The sequence below is a fragment of the Pseudocitrobacter sp. CD920760 genome, from assembly GCF_057782505.1.
In genome coordinates, this window is the sequence record NZ_CM173490.1 from 375,186 (window position 1) to 389,812 (window position 14,627).

Here is a 14,627-nt window from a genome sequence, read left to right on the forward strand (position 1 = left end):
AAAAAAACGTAATTCACTTTGCCCGAATAGCTAAACTCCCCGATAATGCGCCTGTTTATAATTTTAATATGGCGCAATTATATATATGCTAAATTTATTTATGGGCTTGGATATATACACCGGGCTTTTATTATTGCTTGCTCTGGCATTCGTCCTGTTTTACGAAGCGATTAATGGCTTTCACGATACGGCCAACGCGGTGGCGACGGTTATCTACACGCGCGCTATGCGCCCACAGCTGGCGGTGGTTATGGCCGCAGCGTTCAACTTTTTTGGCGTGCTGTTGGGGGGCCTTAGTGTGGCTTACGCCATTGTGCATATGCTACCGACGGATTTGCTGCTGAATATGGGCTCTTCGCATGGGCTGGCGATGGTCTTTTCGATGCTGCTGGCGGCAATCATCTGGAACCTCGGCACCTGGTTTTTCGGCTTGCCGGCGTCCAGTTCGCATACGCTGATTGGCGCGATAATCGGGATCGGGCTCACCAACGCGATTATGAATGGCAACTCCGTAGTGGATGCGCTGAATCTGCGCGAAGTCACGAAAATTTTCACCTCCTTAATTGTATCGCCGATCGTCGGCCTCGCGCTGGCGGGCGGGCTGATTTTTCTGCTGCGTCGCTTCTGGAGCGGCACCAAAAAACGCGCCCGTATCCATCGCTCGCCGGAAGAGCGTAAAAAGAAAGGCGGCGTGCGCAAACCGCCGTTCTGGACGCGAACCTCGTTGATTGTCTCGGCGGCGGGCGTGGCGTTTTCTCACGGCGCGAACGATGGCCAGAAAGGTATTGGCCTGGTGATGCTGGTGCTGGTTGGGATTGCGCCCGCCGGGTTTGTGGTCAATATGAATGCGTCGGGGTACGAAATTGCCCGTACTCGCGATGCCATCAACAATTTTGAAGTGTTTCTTGAGCAGCGCCCTGAGCTGCTGAAAACCATCACCACGACGGAGCAGCCGGTGGCGACTGCGCAATCAGGCGATGTGCAATCCAGCGTATTCCACTGTCATCCGGCAAATACCATGGACGCCTTTGAGCGCGTTAAAACCCTGCTGGCAGGCAATGTGGCTAACTACAGCGCTTTAGAAGTGGGGCAGCGTAGCCAACTGAGGCGCATCATGCTCTGCATCTCCGATACGGCTGAGAAAGTGGCGAAGTCTGAAGGGGTGAACCGCAATGACCAGCAGATGCTGAAAAAACTGCGAAGCGATATTCTGAGCACCATCGAGTACGCGCCCATCTGGATAATTATGGCCGTGGCGCTGGCGCTGGGTATCGGGACAATGATTGGCTGGCGGCGCGTGGCGATGACCATTGGCGAGAAGATCGGTAAGAAAGGCATGACTTACGCTCAGGGCATGTCCGCCCAAATTACGGCGGCGATTTCTATCGGCCTGGCGAGCTACATCGGGATGCCGGTTTCCACAACACATGTGCTCTCTTCTGCGGTAGCAGGCACCATGCTGGTGGATGGCGGCGGGTTGCAGCGTAAAACGGTGACCAGCATCCTGATGGCGTGGATCTTCACGCTGCCAGCGGCCATCTTTTTATCCGGGGTGCTTTACTGGATTGCGCTACAGCTCATCTAAGTTGCACCGGTTAAGCCCGGTCATGGATCGGGCTTAACCGGGTAATCAGGCGTGTGACGAAAGCGTATATCCCCGGCTTTCCATAAAGCGCATCACTGCATTTTCCGCATCGCTCAACACTTCATCCAGCGGTTTGTTGGCATCGATATCAATCAGTTCGGCACCGTTAAAGGTCAACTGCGGTGTGATGGCAATTTTGCGCGCCAAAGCTTCTCGCTTGTGATCGGGTTTCCGCGCGCAGGCCACCTCAAGGTCAACGTTCAGTTTAATCACTAAATCCGGCTTATAGCTCGCCATCCAATGAAACGCCTTACGCTCCAGGCTTGCCAGCCAGGAGACGAACCCGCTGCCTGATACATTCGGTGGAAAAACGGTTCCATCGTAAGCACCGGGGATCTGCTCCTGCGGGTAGCGGTCGGTTAACACGATTAACCCCTGTTTGTGGCACGCCAGCATATGGCGAAAACGCAGCAGGCGGCGTGCCACAAAGGCGGTAATCACCAGCGCCGGGATCGGGCCGGGTAATTTTTTCGCCGTTTTGACTTTATTTCGCTCAATGCTCTTATTCAGCGATTTTCCCATCAGCGGAAGTTTTACCACCGCTCGTCCGACGTTGCCTGCCTGTTTTCCTAAATGCACCTGTTCGGCAGGGCCATATTTTTTTACAGTGGTAATCAGACGTTCACAAACAGTGGATTTACCGGAGCCGTCACTGCCAATAACGGCAATAACCGGAGGAGTTATTGACTGCATAAATATATCCCTTATTTAATATATCCACATTAAATATTATTTTGATAAATGTATTTTGGTGCGGCGATAGTTTATGCCGTGCTGACATTTAATTATTGTCACGACAAAGCCGAGAAGATATTCTGAGCACAATGCCAGTAATATACAATCATTTCTTCAATAGTGGGTTTTTCATGAGTCAATATAATACCCGAAAGGTTAATCCACCTTTTGTCAGAGTGATTGCTATAGTCGGTTGTGATGGTTCAGGTAAATCCACGCTGGCGACGGCGCTACTTGAAAAGCTGGCCCCGAAAGTGCCCACGCAATTACTTTATCTCGGGCAATCTTCCGGGCGTATTGGCGAATGGATTTCGCAGCTACCGATTATCGGCGCGCCGTTTGGTCGTTATTTACGCGCCAAAGCTGCCAACGTTCATGACTACCCTTCATTGCCACCGGGCAACGTCAGCGCACTGGTTATCTTTTTGCTCTCCTGCTGGCGGGGCTGGAAGTTTCGCAAAATGCTACGCAAAAGCGAGCAAGGGTATGTATTGATAACCGACCGTTACCCGCAGGTGGAAGTGCCCGGCTTTCGTTTCGACGGCCCGCAGCTGGCGAAGACCGAGGGCGGCAACCGCTGGGTGTGTCTGCTCAGAAAAAACGAGCTGAAACTGTATCGCTGGATGGCCTCTTATCTTCCCGTGTTATTAATTCGCCTCGCGATTGATGAGCAAACGGCCTTTAGCCGCAAGCCCGACCACTCACTGGCGGCGCTGCATGAGAAAACCACCGTGATCCCCACGCTCAATTTTAACCATGCGCCCATCCTCGAGCTGGATGGTCGCCAGCCTGCGGAAGATATCCTTGCTGAATCATTACGTTCGATTCAGTCCGCGCTTTCCTGATTGCCGCACCTGATTGTGACGAACTCAAGAGTAAACACCATGGAAACTACCAACTTCACCCAGGCCGCAATGTCCCAGACCGAATGTATTCCCGGCCTGATTGCGGTGGTGGGCTGTGATGGCACCGGTAAATCAACCCTGACCACGGATCTGGTTAAACAACTGCAAACGCAATGGGTCACCGAGCGCCGATATCTGGGGCTGCTTTCAGGAGAAGACGGTGACAAAATCAAAAAGTTACCGTTTATTGGCGTCTGGCTTGAGCGGCGTTTAGCCGCGAAGTCATCAAAGACGCAGAGCATGAAAAACCGCTCGCCGGCGCTATGGGCTGCGTTGATTATGTTCGCTTTTTCGCTTCGTCGACGCGTGAAATTACGCAGGGTCCAGCAACTGACGCAAAGCGGCGTATTGGTAGTGAGCGATCGCTTTCCCCAGGCTGAAATCTCCGGTTTTTATTACGATGGGCCAGGTATAGGCATTGAGCGTGCAACGGGGAAAATAAAGCAGCGGCTGGCAGCGCGCGAGCAGCAGCTTTATCAGCAAATGGCACGTTATCAACCGGAATTAATTATTCGACTGATGATTGATGTGGAGACTGCGTTTTCGCGTAAGCCCGATCACGATTATGAAGAGCTGCGGGATAAAATCGGTGTGATGTCGAAAATTCGTTATAACGGTTCGCACGTTATTGAACTGGATGCGCGAGCGCCTTATGCCGAGGTGCTGGAAAAAGCATTATCGGCGGCCTCTGCTGTGGCGTCTGTTTCGCAGCGCCAGCGTGTCGCACATTAATACTATTGGTCGCGAATTATTTAATTAAATTATAAATGCGAAGTAATTAATTCTTTGCTGAATATTTTGAGCCTGAATGGATTGTTATTATCACGATGAAAAATTGGTTTTCCGATGGCGCGTTTCGCACCATTATTCGCAATAGCGCTTATTTAGGCTCCAGTAATGTGGTGAGTGCTTTGCTGGGCTTGCTGGCGCTCTCCTGTGCCGGTAAAGGCATGACACCCGCGATGTTTGGCGTGCTGGTGGTGGTGCAGTCTTATGCCAAATCCATCAGTGATTTCATCAAGTTTCAGACCTGGCAATTGGTGGTTCAGTACGGCACGCCCGCGCTGGAAAATAATAACCCGCAACAGTTTCGTGATGTGGTGTCGTTTTCTTTCGGTCTGGATATCGCCAGCGGGGCCGTCGCCATTGTCGGCGGCATGGCGCTGCTGCCGTTTCTCTCTCATTCCATGGGGCTGGATGCGCAAAGTTTCTGGTTAGCCATGCTTTATTGCACGCTGATCCCCTCGATGGCGTCATCCACGCCGACCGGGATTTTGCGTGCGGTTGACCGTTTTGATCTGATTGCCATTCAGCAGGCGACGAAACCCTTTCTGCGCGCGCTGGGCAGCGTAATTGCTTACTTCGGTGATTTTGGTTTCGCCGGGTTTGTGATCACCTGGTACGCCTCTAACCTGGTCGGCGGCACCCTGTACTGGTGGTTTGCCGCACGCGAGCTGCGCCGCCGCAATATTCATGGTGCGCTGCGCCCACGTTTGTTTGAATCCGCGCGACGGATACCGGGCGCCTGGGGTTTTGTCTGGTCAACGAACATCGCGCACTCCATCTGGGCGGCGCGCAACTCCTGTAGCACCGTGCTGGTTGGTGTGGTGCTGGGCCCGGCGGCAGCGGGGCTGTTCAAAATCGCGATGACCTTCTTTGATGCGGCCGGCACGCCCGCCAGTTTACTGAGTAAAAGCTTTTATCCGGAAGTGATGCGCCTTGACCCGCGCACAAAGCGTCCGTGGATGCTGGGTATCCGCTCTGCGCTGCTGGCGGGGGGGATCGGCGTGCTGGTCGCGCTACTGGTGATTCTGGTCGGTAAGCCGCTTATCTCGCTGGTTTTCGGGGTGAAATACCTCGAAGCGTACGACTTAATTCAGGTCATGCTGGCGGCCATTGTTATCTCGATGGTGGGCTTCCCGCAGGAGTCGCTGCTGTTAATGGCGGGCAAACAACGTGCTTTCCTCGTCGCCCAAACGTTCGCCTCTGCGGGCTATCTCATTCTGCTTATTGCGCTATCGCATGTTTTTGGCGTGATGGGCGCAGCGTTCGCTTACTTCTTTGGCCAATGCCTCGACGTCTTGTTTTCGCTGGCGCCGACGCTACGGGCCTATTTTCAGCGTCATTTACTGGTATTTAAAGGATCGACGGAGGGCGGAAAGTGATTGATAAACGTTTTGCACCTGAAGTGACCCAGCGCCTGTTTACGGCGGTAGAAGAGGACGATTACGTGGATGCGCAGGTTAGCCTGCCGCCGGTGATTGATTTGCACTGCACGCCGGAAATCATTCAAGGCAACTATGCGTTATGTCTGCAATTTTGGGAGGACGGCGTTAAGCGGCGAGATTTATTGCAGTTAACGTTGAAACAGGCGGCAGGCCGCGAGCTTTCGGAGCAGGAACGCATGCAGTACAAATACATGCGCGCGCGTTTTAAGCATTTACGTTTCGCCCAACGACTGTATCTGCAACGCCATTATGCGGGGTTTATCTTCGGTAAAACGACCGTATTTCTGGGGCGTTTTCAGGATGGATTTCGTAATCAAAAGAAGGATGCCATTGCATTTTATGGCAGGCTGCTGCGTTTTTATCTGAGCGCGCCCGCCTGGGCGATGCTGCGCTATTGTTTGCGTCACAGTCGATTAGCCAGCGTTGATGATTTCATTGCGTATCGGCAGGGGCAAATACGGTTGTTGAAGGCGCTTGTGGAAAAACCGCTGCTGACGGGACGGGAATTTCATGACGTGCGAAAAATCATCAGCCAGCAGGTTTCTTACTACGATACCCTGCGTTCCATCGATCCTGAAAACCGCGAAGCGCGGCAGGTCTCCCGCTTTCTTGCTGCCATCAACGGCCTGATGGGAGACAAGCATGATGAGATGGTGGCCGACGACATGGAAAATCGTCTGGCCTATGAGACGCCCGTGGCGCTGGATGAAGACATCCGCCAGCGTTTAGCGCTGCTACTCGCGCGCTTTCCGCTGTAAAAGGATGCACAACACGATGACGGATAATCGATGGCGCGGCACGCGCGCCATTCTGTTGATAATGGCGTTGCTGTGCCTTCCCGGCCTGGCGATGGCGCACAATTTTGTCGTCGGTAAAGCCGTTTCGCCGATCGCCATCAGCGACGGCGGCGAGCTGGTGCTGAACGACGACGACAGCATTCGCTACCAGCCCTGGAACAGCGCGCAGCTGGCGGGAAAAGTGCGCATTGTGCAGTACATCGCCGGGCGAAAATCGGCAAAAAAGCAAAATTCACTGCTGATAAAAGCCGTCGAGAAAGCGCAGTTTCCCGGCGATGTGTTTCAGCCCACCACTATCGTGAATACCGATGATGTCATCTTCGGTACCGGCTATTTCGTGCGCGGGAAGATTGAGAAAAACAAGCGTCGGTATGCCTGGGCGCAGTTCATCATCGACGGCGGCGGCGTGGGGCGCAATAGCTGGCAGCTTCCGCAAGAGAGTTCCACCATTTTTGTCCTCAATCACCAGGGGCAAATCGTGTGGGCCAAAGACGGCGGCCTGACGGAACAAGAGGTCAGCGAGGTGATTAAGCTGCTCTGGGTGCTCATTTCTGAACAAGAAAGGTCTGCGGCTAAACATGAAACTGATTGAGCGCTACATCATGGGGGGAACCTGCCGCCTGATGCTGATTATGGTCGGCTTTTTGATCTTCATTTTTACCTGCTACTGCGCACAACGTTATCTCACCGAAGCGGCTAACGGCACGCTGGCGCTGGAAGTGGTTATGCGGGTAGTTTTCTATAAAGTGCTGATTGCGCTGGAGATGCTGCTGCCCGTCGCGCTGTATGTGTCGGTCGGCGTGACGCTGGGCCAGCTTTACACTGACTCGGAAATCACCGCCATGTCCGCCGCTGGCGCCAGCCCGCTGCGCCTGTATAAGGCGGTGATATCTTTGGCTATCCCACTGAGTGTTCTGGTGATGTTGCTCTCTGTGTACGGCAGGCCGTGGGCGTATGCGCAAATCTATCTGTTAGAACAGGAATCGCAGTCGGAGCTGGACGTTCGCCATTTGCAGGCGAAAAAATTTAACGTCAATGACAATGGCCGTATGATTATGGCCGAGATGATTAACCCCACGTCGAATCATCTGACGGAGGCGCTGATCTACACCTCGGCAGACGGCAAAACCAGCCTGTTTCGCGCGCACTCCATTGATGTGATCGACCCTTCCCCCCTGACACCCACGGTGATGCTGCATGCCGGAACGGCATATACGCTTTTCCATGAAGGCAGTGATGATAACGAACAAATTTATCGTAATCTGGAATTGCATCTCAACCCGCTCACGCAGCGCGTGGAAATCAAACGTAAGGCCAAACCGGCAGAGACGTTGTCCGTTTCCAGCGATCCGGCGGACCACGCAGAGCTACAGTGGCGTAAGAGCCGAGGTATTACCGCACTGCTGATGGCGTTGCTGGCCATTCCATTAAGCCGCGTTAAACCCCGACAGGGACGCTTCGCGACATTAATTCCGCTCACGCTGATGTTCGTCGCGATTTTTTACGGCGGCAATGTTTGCCGAACGCTGGTGGCGAATGGCGCGATACCGCTGACGCCAGGCGTCTGGCTGGTGCCTGCTCTTATGCTTCTCGGCATGGTGGCGCTGATGGCGCGTGACTTCTCCTGGCGACAGAAACTCTTCCGATGACTCTATTTAGCCGTTACCTGATTCGTTACTTTTTCACCGGATTTGCGGCGGCGGCGGGCCTGCTGCTGCCGCTGTTTAGCACCTTTAATCTGATCAACGAACTGGATGATGTGAGTCCAGGCGGTTATCACTGGACGCAGGCGGTGCTGGTGGTGTTGATGACGCTTCCACGCTGTCTTATCGATCTTGGGCCCTTTATCGCCCTGCTCGGCGGGATTGTCGGGTTGGGGTTGCTGTCGAAAAGTAGCGAGCTGACAGCCATTCGCAGCACCGGTTTCTCTATTTTCAGAATTGCGATGGTGGCGCTGTGTGCGGGTGTAATGTGGGCGGTATCACTGGGAGTCATTGATGAGTGGGTGGCTTCGCCGTTACAGCAGCGTGCGCTGCAAATCAGAAACGTGGCGATGGCCGCCGAGAACGGTATTGATATCACAGGAAACGTATTGTGGGCCCGCCGCGATAATACCTTTATGACCGTGAAATCCCTGAATGAGCAGGGGCAACCTGTGGGTGTGGAGATTTTCCACTATCGTGACGATCTCTCTCTTGAGTTCTACATCTATGCCCGGAAGGCGACCATTGTGAAAGGCGATAAGTGGGTGCTTCAGGACGTGTGTAAAAAACAGTGGAATGAGGGCAGGGAAACCATTGAAAGCAAAGCAAGTTTACCGTGGAGCGCCTTTTTCACCCATATGAGCCTGGACGTGCTTTCGTTGCCGGGGAACACCTTCTCCATTCGCCAGCTCAATCATTACATTGCCTATTTACAGCAAACGCATCAGCCCAGCATGGAATACCGGCTGGCGCTCTGGCAAAAGCTGGGACGGCCCATTTTGACGCTGGCGATGATTTTACTGGCGATTCCGTTTGCTCTCGTCACGCCGCGCTCGTCGGGGCTCGGCAGCCGTTTAGCCGTGGGCGGAATTCTGGGGTTACTGCTCTACATCAGCTATCAAATCATGGTTAATCTGGGATTATTGTTCGCCCTCAACGCGCCGTTAACCGCGCTGGCGTTGCCGACAGGTTGTGTGATTGCCGCGTTATTATTGGTGCGGCGATATGATCGGGTGCGGTGAGTGGTTCAGCCATGCGGCGTAACACGCGCATGGCTGAACCCGGATTCAGGACTTCAGCGTGGCGAATGCCTGAATAATGGCATCGATTTCTTCATCGCTGTGCGCGGCGTTCATGCTACAGCGCAACAGAGTGATGCCGGCTGGCGCGGCTGGCGGCAGAATCAGGTTCACATAAACGCCTGCTGTGATGAGTTCGCGCCAGATCCTCAGCCCTTCCTCTTTCGAACCGATAATCACCGGCACGACCGGGCTGATATGCGAGCCTAACTGATAGCCCAGCTTTTCTAAGCCTTCATACAGACGATGCGCGTTATCCCACAGTTTTTGCCGCAGCGCGGGTTGGGTGGCGATGGTATGTAAAGAGGAACGCACGGAAGCGATGCTGGAAGGCGATGGCGAGGCGGTGAAAATATAGGGGCGGCTGCCGTAGCGCAGCACTTCCATCTCTTTACCGCCAACGGCGAAGCCGCCGATAGACGCCAGGCTTTTACTGAAGGTGCCGACGATGATATCGACATCCTGCTCCACGCCGACCGCTTCAGCCAGACCCCGGCCATGCAGCCCCATCACGCCAAAAGAGTGCGCTTCATCAACGATCAAAAAGCCGCCCAGACGGCGTTTGATATCGACAATTTCTGCCAGCGGCGCAACGTCGCCGAGCATGCTGTAAATGCCTTCGACGATAATGATGGCTTCACGCGCCCGCTCGCCCAAGCGCAGCATTCGGCGCTCCAGGTCTTTCGCATCATTGTGGCGAAAGCGAATGATTTCCGCGCCGCCCAGGGTACAGGCATCGTAGATGCTGGCGTGGCTGTCGGCGTCCAACAGGACCACCGCGTTGTGGTCTGCCAGCGCGCTGATGACGCCCAGGTTAGCGGTATAGCCGGTTGAAAAGACGATTGCGCTTGGACGATCAAAGAATTGCGCCAGTTCCTGCTCTAACGCGAGGTGCGGGCCGTAGCTGCCGTTTGCCATGCGCGACCCGGTCGTGCCGGTACCCTGTGCGGCTAACGCCGCCTGGCCCTGGGCGATAGCGTCGGCATTAAAGGTCAGACCGAGATAGTTATTGGTTCCCGCCAGAATGACGCGCTGCGTACCAATGCGCCCCTGCGTGGCGGAGTAGACTTCGTCAATGCAGGTGCCAAAGGGGGTAATGCCGGAGGTGGAAAACTGCTCGCGCTCGCTGGCGAGACGCGAAAACTTATCATACAGACTCATTACGGTTCTCCAGGAAAGGAATTAAGGCGTCACGCAATTGCACAGGCGTTCTGACATCCAGCAAAATATTGATAGGTATGGAGATATCGAACTCATCCTCAAGCTCCATCAGTAAATCCATCACCTTAATCGACTCCAGGCCCAGGTCGTTGACGAGGTCACTGTCAGGCTTGATTTCCCGTCCCTTTTCGATCATCTCCCGCAAGCAGGAGAGAATGTAATCCATCACTCTTTCACGATTTACCATAGAAATGTTGCCACACCTGTTATGTAGAAAATCAAAATAGCCTGTGGTGTATTGCGTGTGTCAGGCTAATCCCTGGAGACCAGTTAAAATCGTCAACTGCGTTTTTGATGCTTACCGACCAGTCCGGATGTGTGAGTTCACAGATTTTTGACCGGGTAAGCATGGGTTCATTTCCGGCCAGCAGGCTGAGCCGCGTGCTGATATCCGCCATAATTTGCAGCAGATACAGCGGAACAGGGATTAATCGGACCGGGCCATGACGCGCGGTTGAACCGATGTCCTGAAGATCCTTCCAGCAATAGCTTTTGTTGCCATCGCATAATTCGTAGGTATGCGCCTGCGGAACGTCACTGGATAACCACTGTGTAACGGCCTGCGCGAGGTCGATGGCGTGAATGAAAGTGAGTTTTGTCTTCGCCGCGCTAAGCTGGGGAAGGACGCCCCGCAGCATCCAGTTGAATAGCGGTTTGAGTTCTTTGTCGCCCGAGCCGTAAACGGCGGTGGGGCGGAAAATCCCCAGCGCGATCCCGGAAGACATCGCCGCTAATTTCTGCTCGGCAATATATTTAGAGTTGGCGTACCAGGAGAGTTCAGGATGCCGCGCCGCCAGCGAAGAGATAAACAGAAAGCGCTCGCAATATCCGCCTTCTTTTGCGGCCTGCAGCAGGCGCAGGCTGCCCATTACATTGCACTGGGTAAAAACGTCTTCATTGTGCCCACGTACCTGACCCGCACCATGCACGACGTAATGCGCGCCTTTTACCAGCTCCGCAAGGGCGTTCCTGTCTTCCAGCGAGCCCTGAACCCAGGTGAGGTGATGGCTCGAATCATTACGCGGCGCGCGGGTTAAGGCGCGTACCGTAAAGCCGCGGGAAAGCAGACTGGCAAGAATATGCCTGCCGATAAAACCGGTTCCACCGGTCACCGCGACGGTATGACTCATTGTACGTAACCTGCCACCGGCGTTTGTTGCGGGCTGATGGTCTCGCCAAATGGGGTAAGATAGCGACGTTTAGCCTCGGCGCGCGCCGGTTTGCCGGATGAGGTGCGCGGGATGCTGTGCGGCGGGACAAATTCGATGTCCGCCGTCACGCCGAATTCACTTTGAATGCGCGCGGTAAGCGCATGCAGCGTTTGCTGACGATGTTCTTCAGAGCTGATGCGGCACTGAATCTGCAAGACAATGCGTTCCTGCGCGGTGACAAACGCAATGGCATTGCCCGAATGAATCCCCAGCTCTTTTTCCGCGACGTATTCAATATCCTGCGGCCAAATATTGCGGCCATGAATAATAATCAGGTCTTTAATGCGCCCCGTGACGTAGAGGTTGTCGTCCAGCAGGTAACCCAGATCGCCTGTGTCCATCCAGCCGGTAGACTGAATCTCTTTTTGCGAGGCAAGGTCCTGGAAATAACCGCTCATCAGACTCGGCCCGGAAATATAGATATGACCGATTTCCTGCTCCGCCAGACGTTTACCCATTTCATTACGAATTTCGATGGCATGCCCGGGAAGCGCCTTGCCGCAGTTAACAAAGGTGGAGATGGCGCGAGTTTGTGCGGTGGGTGCAACAGCTTTACCTTTGCACTCAAGAATATCACGGTCAATCTCATGGACCTGCAATCCAGCCGCTTCGGCAGAGAAGCTTACCGCCAGCGCATTTTCGGCCAGGCCATAGCAGGGCATAAAGGCATGAGGGTCAAACTGCGCCTGACGAAAGCGTTCGCCAAACTCGGTTATCTGTTGCCCAGGAATAGGTTCTGCGCCAATGCCCGCCACACGCCAACAGGAGAGATCGAGCTCGGCGAGATCGCGATCGTTGATGCGGCGCAGGCACAGGTCGTAGCCGAAAGGTGGCGCAACCGAGACTGTGCAGCGGTTTTGGTTGATAAGCTTTAGCCACTGGAGCGGGCGCATAGCAAAATCTTGCGTGCGCAGATAATCGACGGAGAGCTGCGTCGCCACCGGCGTTAACAGAAAGCCGACTAACCCCATATCATGATAGAACGGCAGCCAGGAGACGCAGCGATCGCTGGCGCGTAATTTTATTCCATCGTGGCTAATTACCTGTAAATTCGCCATAACTTCCCGATGCGTAATAATGACGCCGCGCGGGAAACGCGTGCTACCGGAGGTATATTGAAGGTATGCAATATCATCGGGAGACGGTAGCGAGAGTTCGATCTCTTTTTCTGTCAGCGCATTAAAATCAGCATGACTTAAAATATGCAGAGAGGCGTTATCTATATTTCCCACATCAATTAATGAAAGCCATTCATCACTGCTGATAATAGCAGCGGGTTTACAACTGGCTAATAAACCCTGAAGTTTGGTGGTGTAAGAGTCACGTTGTCCGACGCCCATTGGAATGGCGAGCGGAACGGCCACCAGACCGGCGTACTGACAAGCAAAAAAGGCTTCGACAAACCCGGCACTGGTTTCCGCGATAAGCGCGACGCGTTCGCCTTTACGAATGTTCAGCGACAGCAACCGCCGCGCGCCTGCTTTGGCGCGTTGTTGCAACTGGCGGTATTCCAGCGTGTTCTCAAGCTGGATACGGCGATCGTAGAAATACATACCGGCGCAACCCAGGGCTGCATAGTCCAACGCTTCCACCAGAGTGGGGAAGTCCGCATAGCGCATCGGCAGAGTCTGTGTTGGGGTTTTGTTGGACATATACACCATGAATAATATTCAATTAAAAAGTTTCAGGATAATAAGGCGAAGGTAATATAGTTTATATTGTCATGAAAGGTAAAGTTTAGTGCGATGTTTATTTTGATTGTCTGAGTGATATATTCATTGTGTGTAACGTATTGGCTTTATTTATTATCTTTATCAATTAATAAGCGCTTTTACAGGCATTTATTGTAAATCTAACCTGCGGATTGTTTAGTAGTCTGAGATGCTCTTATTTTAATTATTCATTGCTGTTATTTTTTAAAATATATAATACGGATTGTTTATGATTAGCGTTGAAAAAGTGGTGAGTAAGCGCGAGCGTCAGGCTTTTATCTCTTTTCCGTCTTCACTTTATGGCGACGATCCCACCTGGGTCCCACCTCTGATGATGGAACGCGAAGAGCATCTTTCCGCGAAGAACCCTGGTACGGAGCATATCCGTTGGCAGGCGTGGGTTGCGCGTAAAAACGGCGCATTGGTTGGGCGAATCACCGCACAAATCGATACGCTGCACCGCGAATGCTACGGTGATGACAGCGGGCATATCGGGATGATTGATGCGATTGATGACGCAGAGGTCTTCAGGGCGCTATTTTTGGCCGCAGAGGCATGGCTACGCGCGGAAGGCGCACGAAAAATTACCGGTCCTTTTAGCCTGAACATTAATCAGGAGAGTGGCTTGCTGGTTGACGGATTCGACACGCCGCCTTCGGTGATGATGCCGCACGGCAAACCCTGGTATGGCCCGCGCGTAGAGCAACAGGGATACACCAAAGGCATTGATTTGTTGGCCTACTGGATGAAACGCACTGATTTAACGTTCTCACCCTCACTCACCCGGCTGATGGATCAGGTACGTAAAAAGGTGACAATTCGCTGCATTGACCGAAAACGCTTCGCTGAAGAGATGCAGATATTGCGCGAGGTATTTAACTCCGGCTGGCAGCATAACTGGGGGTTTGTCCCCTTCACCGAACGTGAATTTGCCGCGATGGGCGATCAACTGAAGTTTCTGGTGCCTGATGACATGATCTACATTGCGGAGATCGATTCGACGCCCTGCGGCTTTATCGTGGGCATGCCCAACATTAATGAAGCGATTGCCGATTTAAACGGACATCTGTTTCCCTTTGGCTGGGCGAAGCTGCTATGGCGCTTAAAAGTCAGCGGCGTGCGCACGGCACGCGTGCCGTTGATGGGGATTTGTAAAGAGCACCAGTTCAGCCGCATTGGCCCGGTGATTGCGCTGTTGCTGATTGAAGCGCTGCGCGCGCCGTTTGCGAAGCGCCGCATTGATGCGCTGGAGATGTCCTGGATTCTGGAAACCAATACGGGAATGCGGACGATCCTGGAGAAAATAGGTGCGGTGCCTTACAAACGTTATCGGTTGTATGATAAGGACTTAGGTGAGCCGTTGCGCTGAACTGAGCCTGATGGCGCTTCGC

14 protein-coding genes are annotated in these 14,627 nt (G+C 53.5%); 9 read left to right on the forward strand and 5 right to left on the reverse strand.

Features of this window, described 5'->3' with window-relative positions; all coding sequences use genetic code 11:
* Window positions 1-85: 85 nt before the first annotated feature.
* Window positions 86-1,585: an inorganic phosphate transporter PitA gene (gene pitA, locus AC1MKH_RS01715; protein WP_276222053.1), complete on the forward strand. Its 1,500-nt coding sequence runs from the start codon at window positions 86-88 to the stop codon at window positions 1,583-1,585.
* Between the two features lie 45 nt (window positions 1,586-1,630).
* Here the strand turns inward: pitA and AC1MKH_RS01720 are convergent, their stop codons facing one another.
* The gene (locus AC1MKH_RS01720; protein WP_276222051.1) at window positions 1,631-2,338 is read right to left on the reverse strand and encodes a dTMP kinase; all 708 of its coding nucleotides are present in this window, start codon (window positions 2,336-2,338) and stop codon (window positions 1,631-1,633) included.
* A gap of 173 nt (window positions 2,339-2,511) precedes the next feature.
* On the opposite strand from AC1MKH_RS01720, the gene AC1MKH_RS01725 reads away from it, so the two are divergent.
* The 7 genes from AC1MKH_RS01725 (at window position 2,512) to lptG (ending at window position 9,035) form a co-directional block, all read left to right on the forward strand.
* Window positions 2,512-3,225: a nucleoside/nucleotide kinase family protein gene (locus tag AC1MKH_RS01725; protein ID WP_276222049.1), complete on the forward strand. Its 714-nt coding sequence runs from the start codon at window positions 2,512-2,514 to the stop codon at window positions 3,223-3,225.
* A gap of 39 nt (window positions 3,226-3,264) precedes the next feature.
* A complete protein-coding gene (locus tag AC1MKH_RS01730) occupies window positions 3,265-4,017 on the forward strand; it encodes a nucleoside/nucleotide kinase family protein (protein WP_276222047.1) in 753 nt (250 codons plus the stop codon).
* A 95-nt stretch (window positions 4,018-4,112) separates the two neighbouring features.
* Window positions 4,113-5,450 (forward strand): lipopolysaccharide biosynthesis protein, encoded by a 1,338-nt coding sequence (locus AC1MKH_RS01735; RefSeq protein ID WP_276222045.1) that lies wholly within the window; start codon window positions 4,113-4,115, stop codon window positions 5,448-5,450.
* Window positions 5,447-6,271: a hypothetical protein gene (locus tag AC1MKH_RS01740; RefSeq protein ID WP_276222043.1), complete on the forward strand. Its 825-nt coding sequence runs from the start codon at window positions 5,447-5,449 to the stop codon at window positions 6,269-6,271. Before AC1MKH_RS01735 ends, AC1MKH_RS01740 begins: the two co-directional genes overlap by 4 nt.
* Before the next feature lie 61 nt (window positions 6,272-6,332).
* The gene (locus AC1MKH_RS01745) at window positions 6,333-6,902 is read left to right on the forward strand and encodes a YtfJ family protein (RefSeq protein ID WP_488452161.1); all 570 of its coding nucleotides are present in this window, start codon (window positions 6,333-6,335) and stop codon (window positions 6,900-6,902) included.
* A complete protein-coding gene (gene lptF / locus AC1MKH_RS01750; RefSeq protein WP_276222040.1) occupies window positions 6,889-7,959 on the forward strand; it encodes an LPS export ABC transporter permease LptF in 1,071 nt (356 codons plus the stop codon). Before AC1MKH_RS01745 ends, lptF begins: the two co-directional genes overlap by 14 nt.
* Window positions 7,956-9,035, forward strand: coding sequence for an LPS export ABC transporter permease LptG (gene lptG / locus AC1MKH_RS01755; RefSeq protein WP_327621895.1), 1,080 nt, complete (start codon window positions 7,956-7,958; stop codon window positions 9,033-9,035). The genes lptF and lptG overlap by 4 nt, the downstream gene beginning before the upstream one ends.
* Window positions 9,036-9,080: 45 nt before the next feature.
* On the opposite strand, the gene spt is transcribed toward lptG, so the two are convergent.
* From spt to AC1MKH_RS01775, 4 genes are read right to left on the reverse strand one after another with little or no spacing between them, the layout of a single operon-like run.
* Entirely contained in the window at window positions 9,081-10,253 is a 1,173-nt protein-coding gene (gene spt, locus AC1MKH_RS01760) for a serine palmitoyltransferase (protein ID WP_276222036.1), read from the reverse strand.
* Window positions 10,240-10,500: an acyl carrier protein gene (locus tag AC1MKH_RS01765; protein WP_276222034.1), complete on the reverse strand. Its 261-nt coding sequence runs from the start codon at window positions 10,498-10,500 to the stop codon at window positions 10,240-10,242. The genes spt and AC1MKH_RS01765 overlap by 14 nt, the downstream gene beginning before the upstream one ends.
* Window positions 10,501-10,531: 31 nt before the next feature.
* Window positions 10,532-11,443 carry an NAD-dependent epimerase/dehydratase family protein gene (locus AC1MKH_RS01770; protein WP_276222032.1) on the reverse strand — a complete coding sequence of 304 codons (912 nt, stop codon included), beginning with the start codon at window positions 11,441-11,443 and terminating at the stop codon, window positions 10,532-10,534.
* A complete protein-coding gene (locus AC1MKH_RS01775; protein WP_276222031.1) occupies window positions 11,440-13,176 on the reverse strand; it encodes a fatty acyl-AMP ligase in 1,737 nt (578 codons plus the stop codon). The genes AC1MKH_RS01770 and AC1MKH_RS01775 overlap by 4 nt, the downstream gene beginning before the upstream one ends.
* A gap of 289 nt (window positions 13,177-13,465) precedes the next feature.
* On the opposite strand from AC1MKH_RS01775, the gene AC1MKH_RS01780 reads away from it, so the two are divergent.
* The gene (locus AC1MKH_RS01780) at window positions 13,466-14,605 is read left to right on the forward strand and encodes an N-acetyltransferase (protein ID WP_276222028.1); all 1,140 of its coding nucleotides are present in this window, start codon (window positions 13,466-13,468) and stop codon (window positions 14,603-14,605) included.
* The last annotated feature ends 22 nt before the right edge of the window (window positions 14,606-14,627 follow it).

Coding starts and splice junctions, on each gene's coding strand:
- pitA (WP_276222053.1), top strand. CDS start 86: ATGCTAAATTTATTTATGGGCTTGGATATATACACCGGGCTTTTATTA.
- AC1MKH_RS01720 (WP_276222051.1), bottom strand. CDS start 2,338: ATGCAGTCAATAACTCCTCCGGTTATTGCCGTTATTGGCAGTGACGGC.
- AC1MKH_RS01725 (WP_276222049.1), top strand. CDS start 2,512: ATGAGTCAATATAATACCCGAAAGGTTAATCCACCTTTTGTCAGAGTG.
- AC1MKH_RS01730 (WP_276222047.1), top strand. CDS start 3,265: ATGGAAACTACCAACTTCACCCAGGCCGCAATGTCCCAGACCGAATGT.
- AC1MKH_RS01735 (WP_276222045.1), top strand. CDS start 4,113: ATGAAAAATTGGTTTTCCGATGGCGCGTTTCGCACCATTATTCGCAAT.
- AC1MKH_RS01745 (WP_488452161.1), top strand. CDS start 6,333: ATGGCGTTGCTGTGCCTTCCCGGCCTGGCGATGGCGCACAATTTTGTC.
- lptF (WP_276222040.1), top strand. CDS start 6,889: ATGAAACTGATTGAGCGCTACATCATGGGGGGAACCTGCCGCCTGATG.
- lptG (WP_327621895.1), top strand. CDS start 7,956: ATGACTCTATTTAGCCGTTACCTGATTCGTTACTTTTTCACCGGATTT.
- spt (WP_276222036.1), bottom strand. CDS start 10,253: ATGAGTCTGTATGATAAGTTTTCGCGTCTCGCCAGCGAGCGCGAGCAG.
- AC1MKH_RS01765 (WP_276222034.1), bottom strand. CDS start 10,500: ATGGTAAATCGTGAAAGAGTGATGGATTACATTCTCTCCTGCTTGCGG.
- AC1MKH_RS01770 (WP_276222032.1), bottom strand. CDS start 11,443: ATGAGTCATACCGTCGCGGTGACCGGTGGAACCGGTTTTATCGGCAGG.
- AC1MKH_RS01775 (WP_276222031.1), bottom strand. CDS start 13,176: ATGTCCAACAAAACCCCAACACAGACTCTGCCGATGCGCTATGCGGAC.
- AC1MKH_RS01780 (WP_276222028.1), top strand. CDS start 13,466: ATGATTAGCGTTGAAAAAGTGGTGAGTAAGCGCGAGCGTCAGGCTTTT.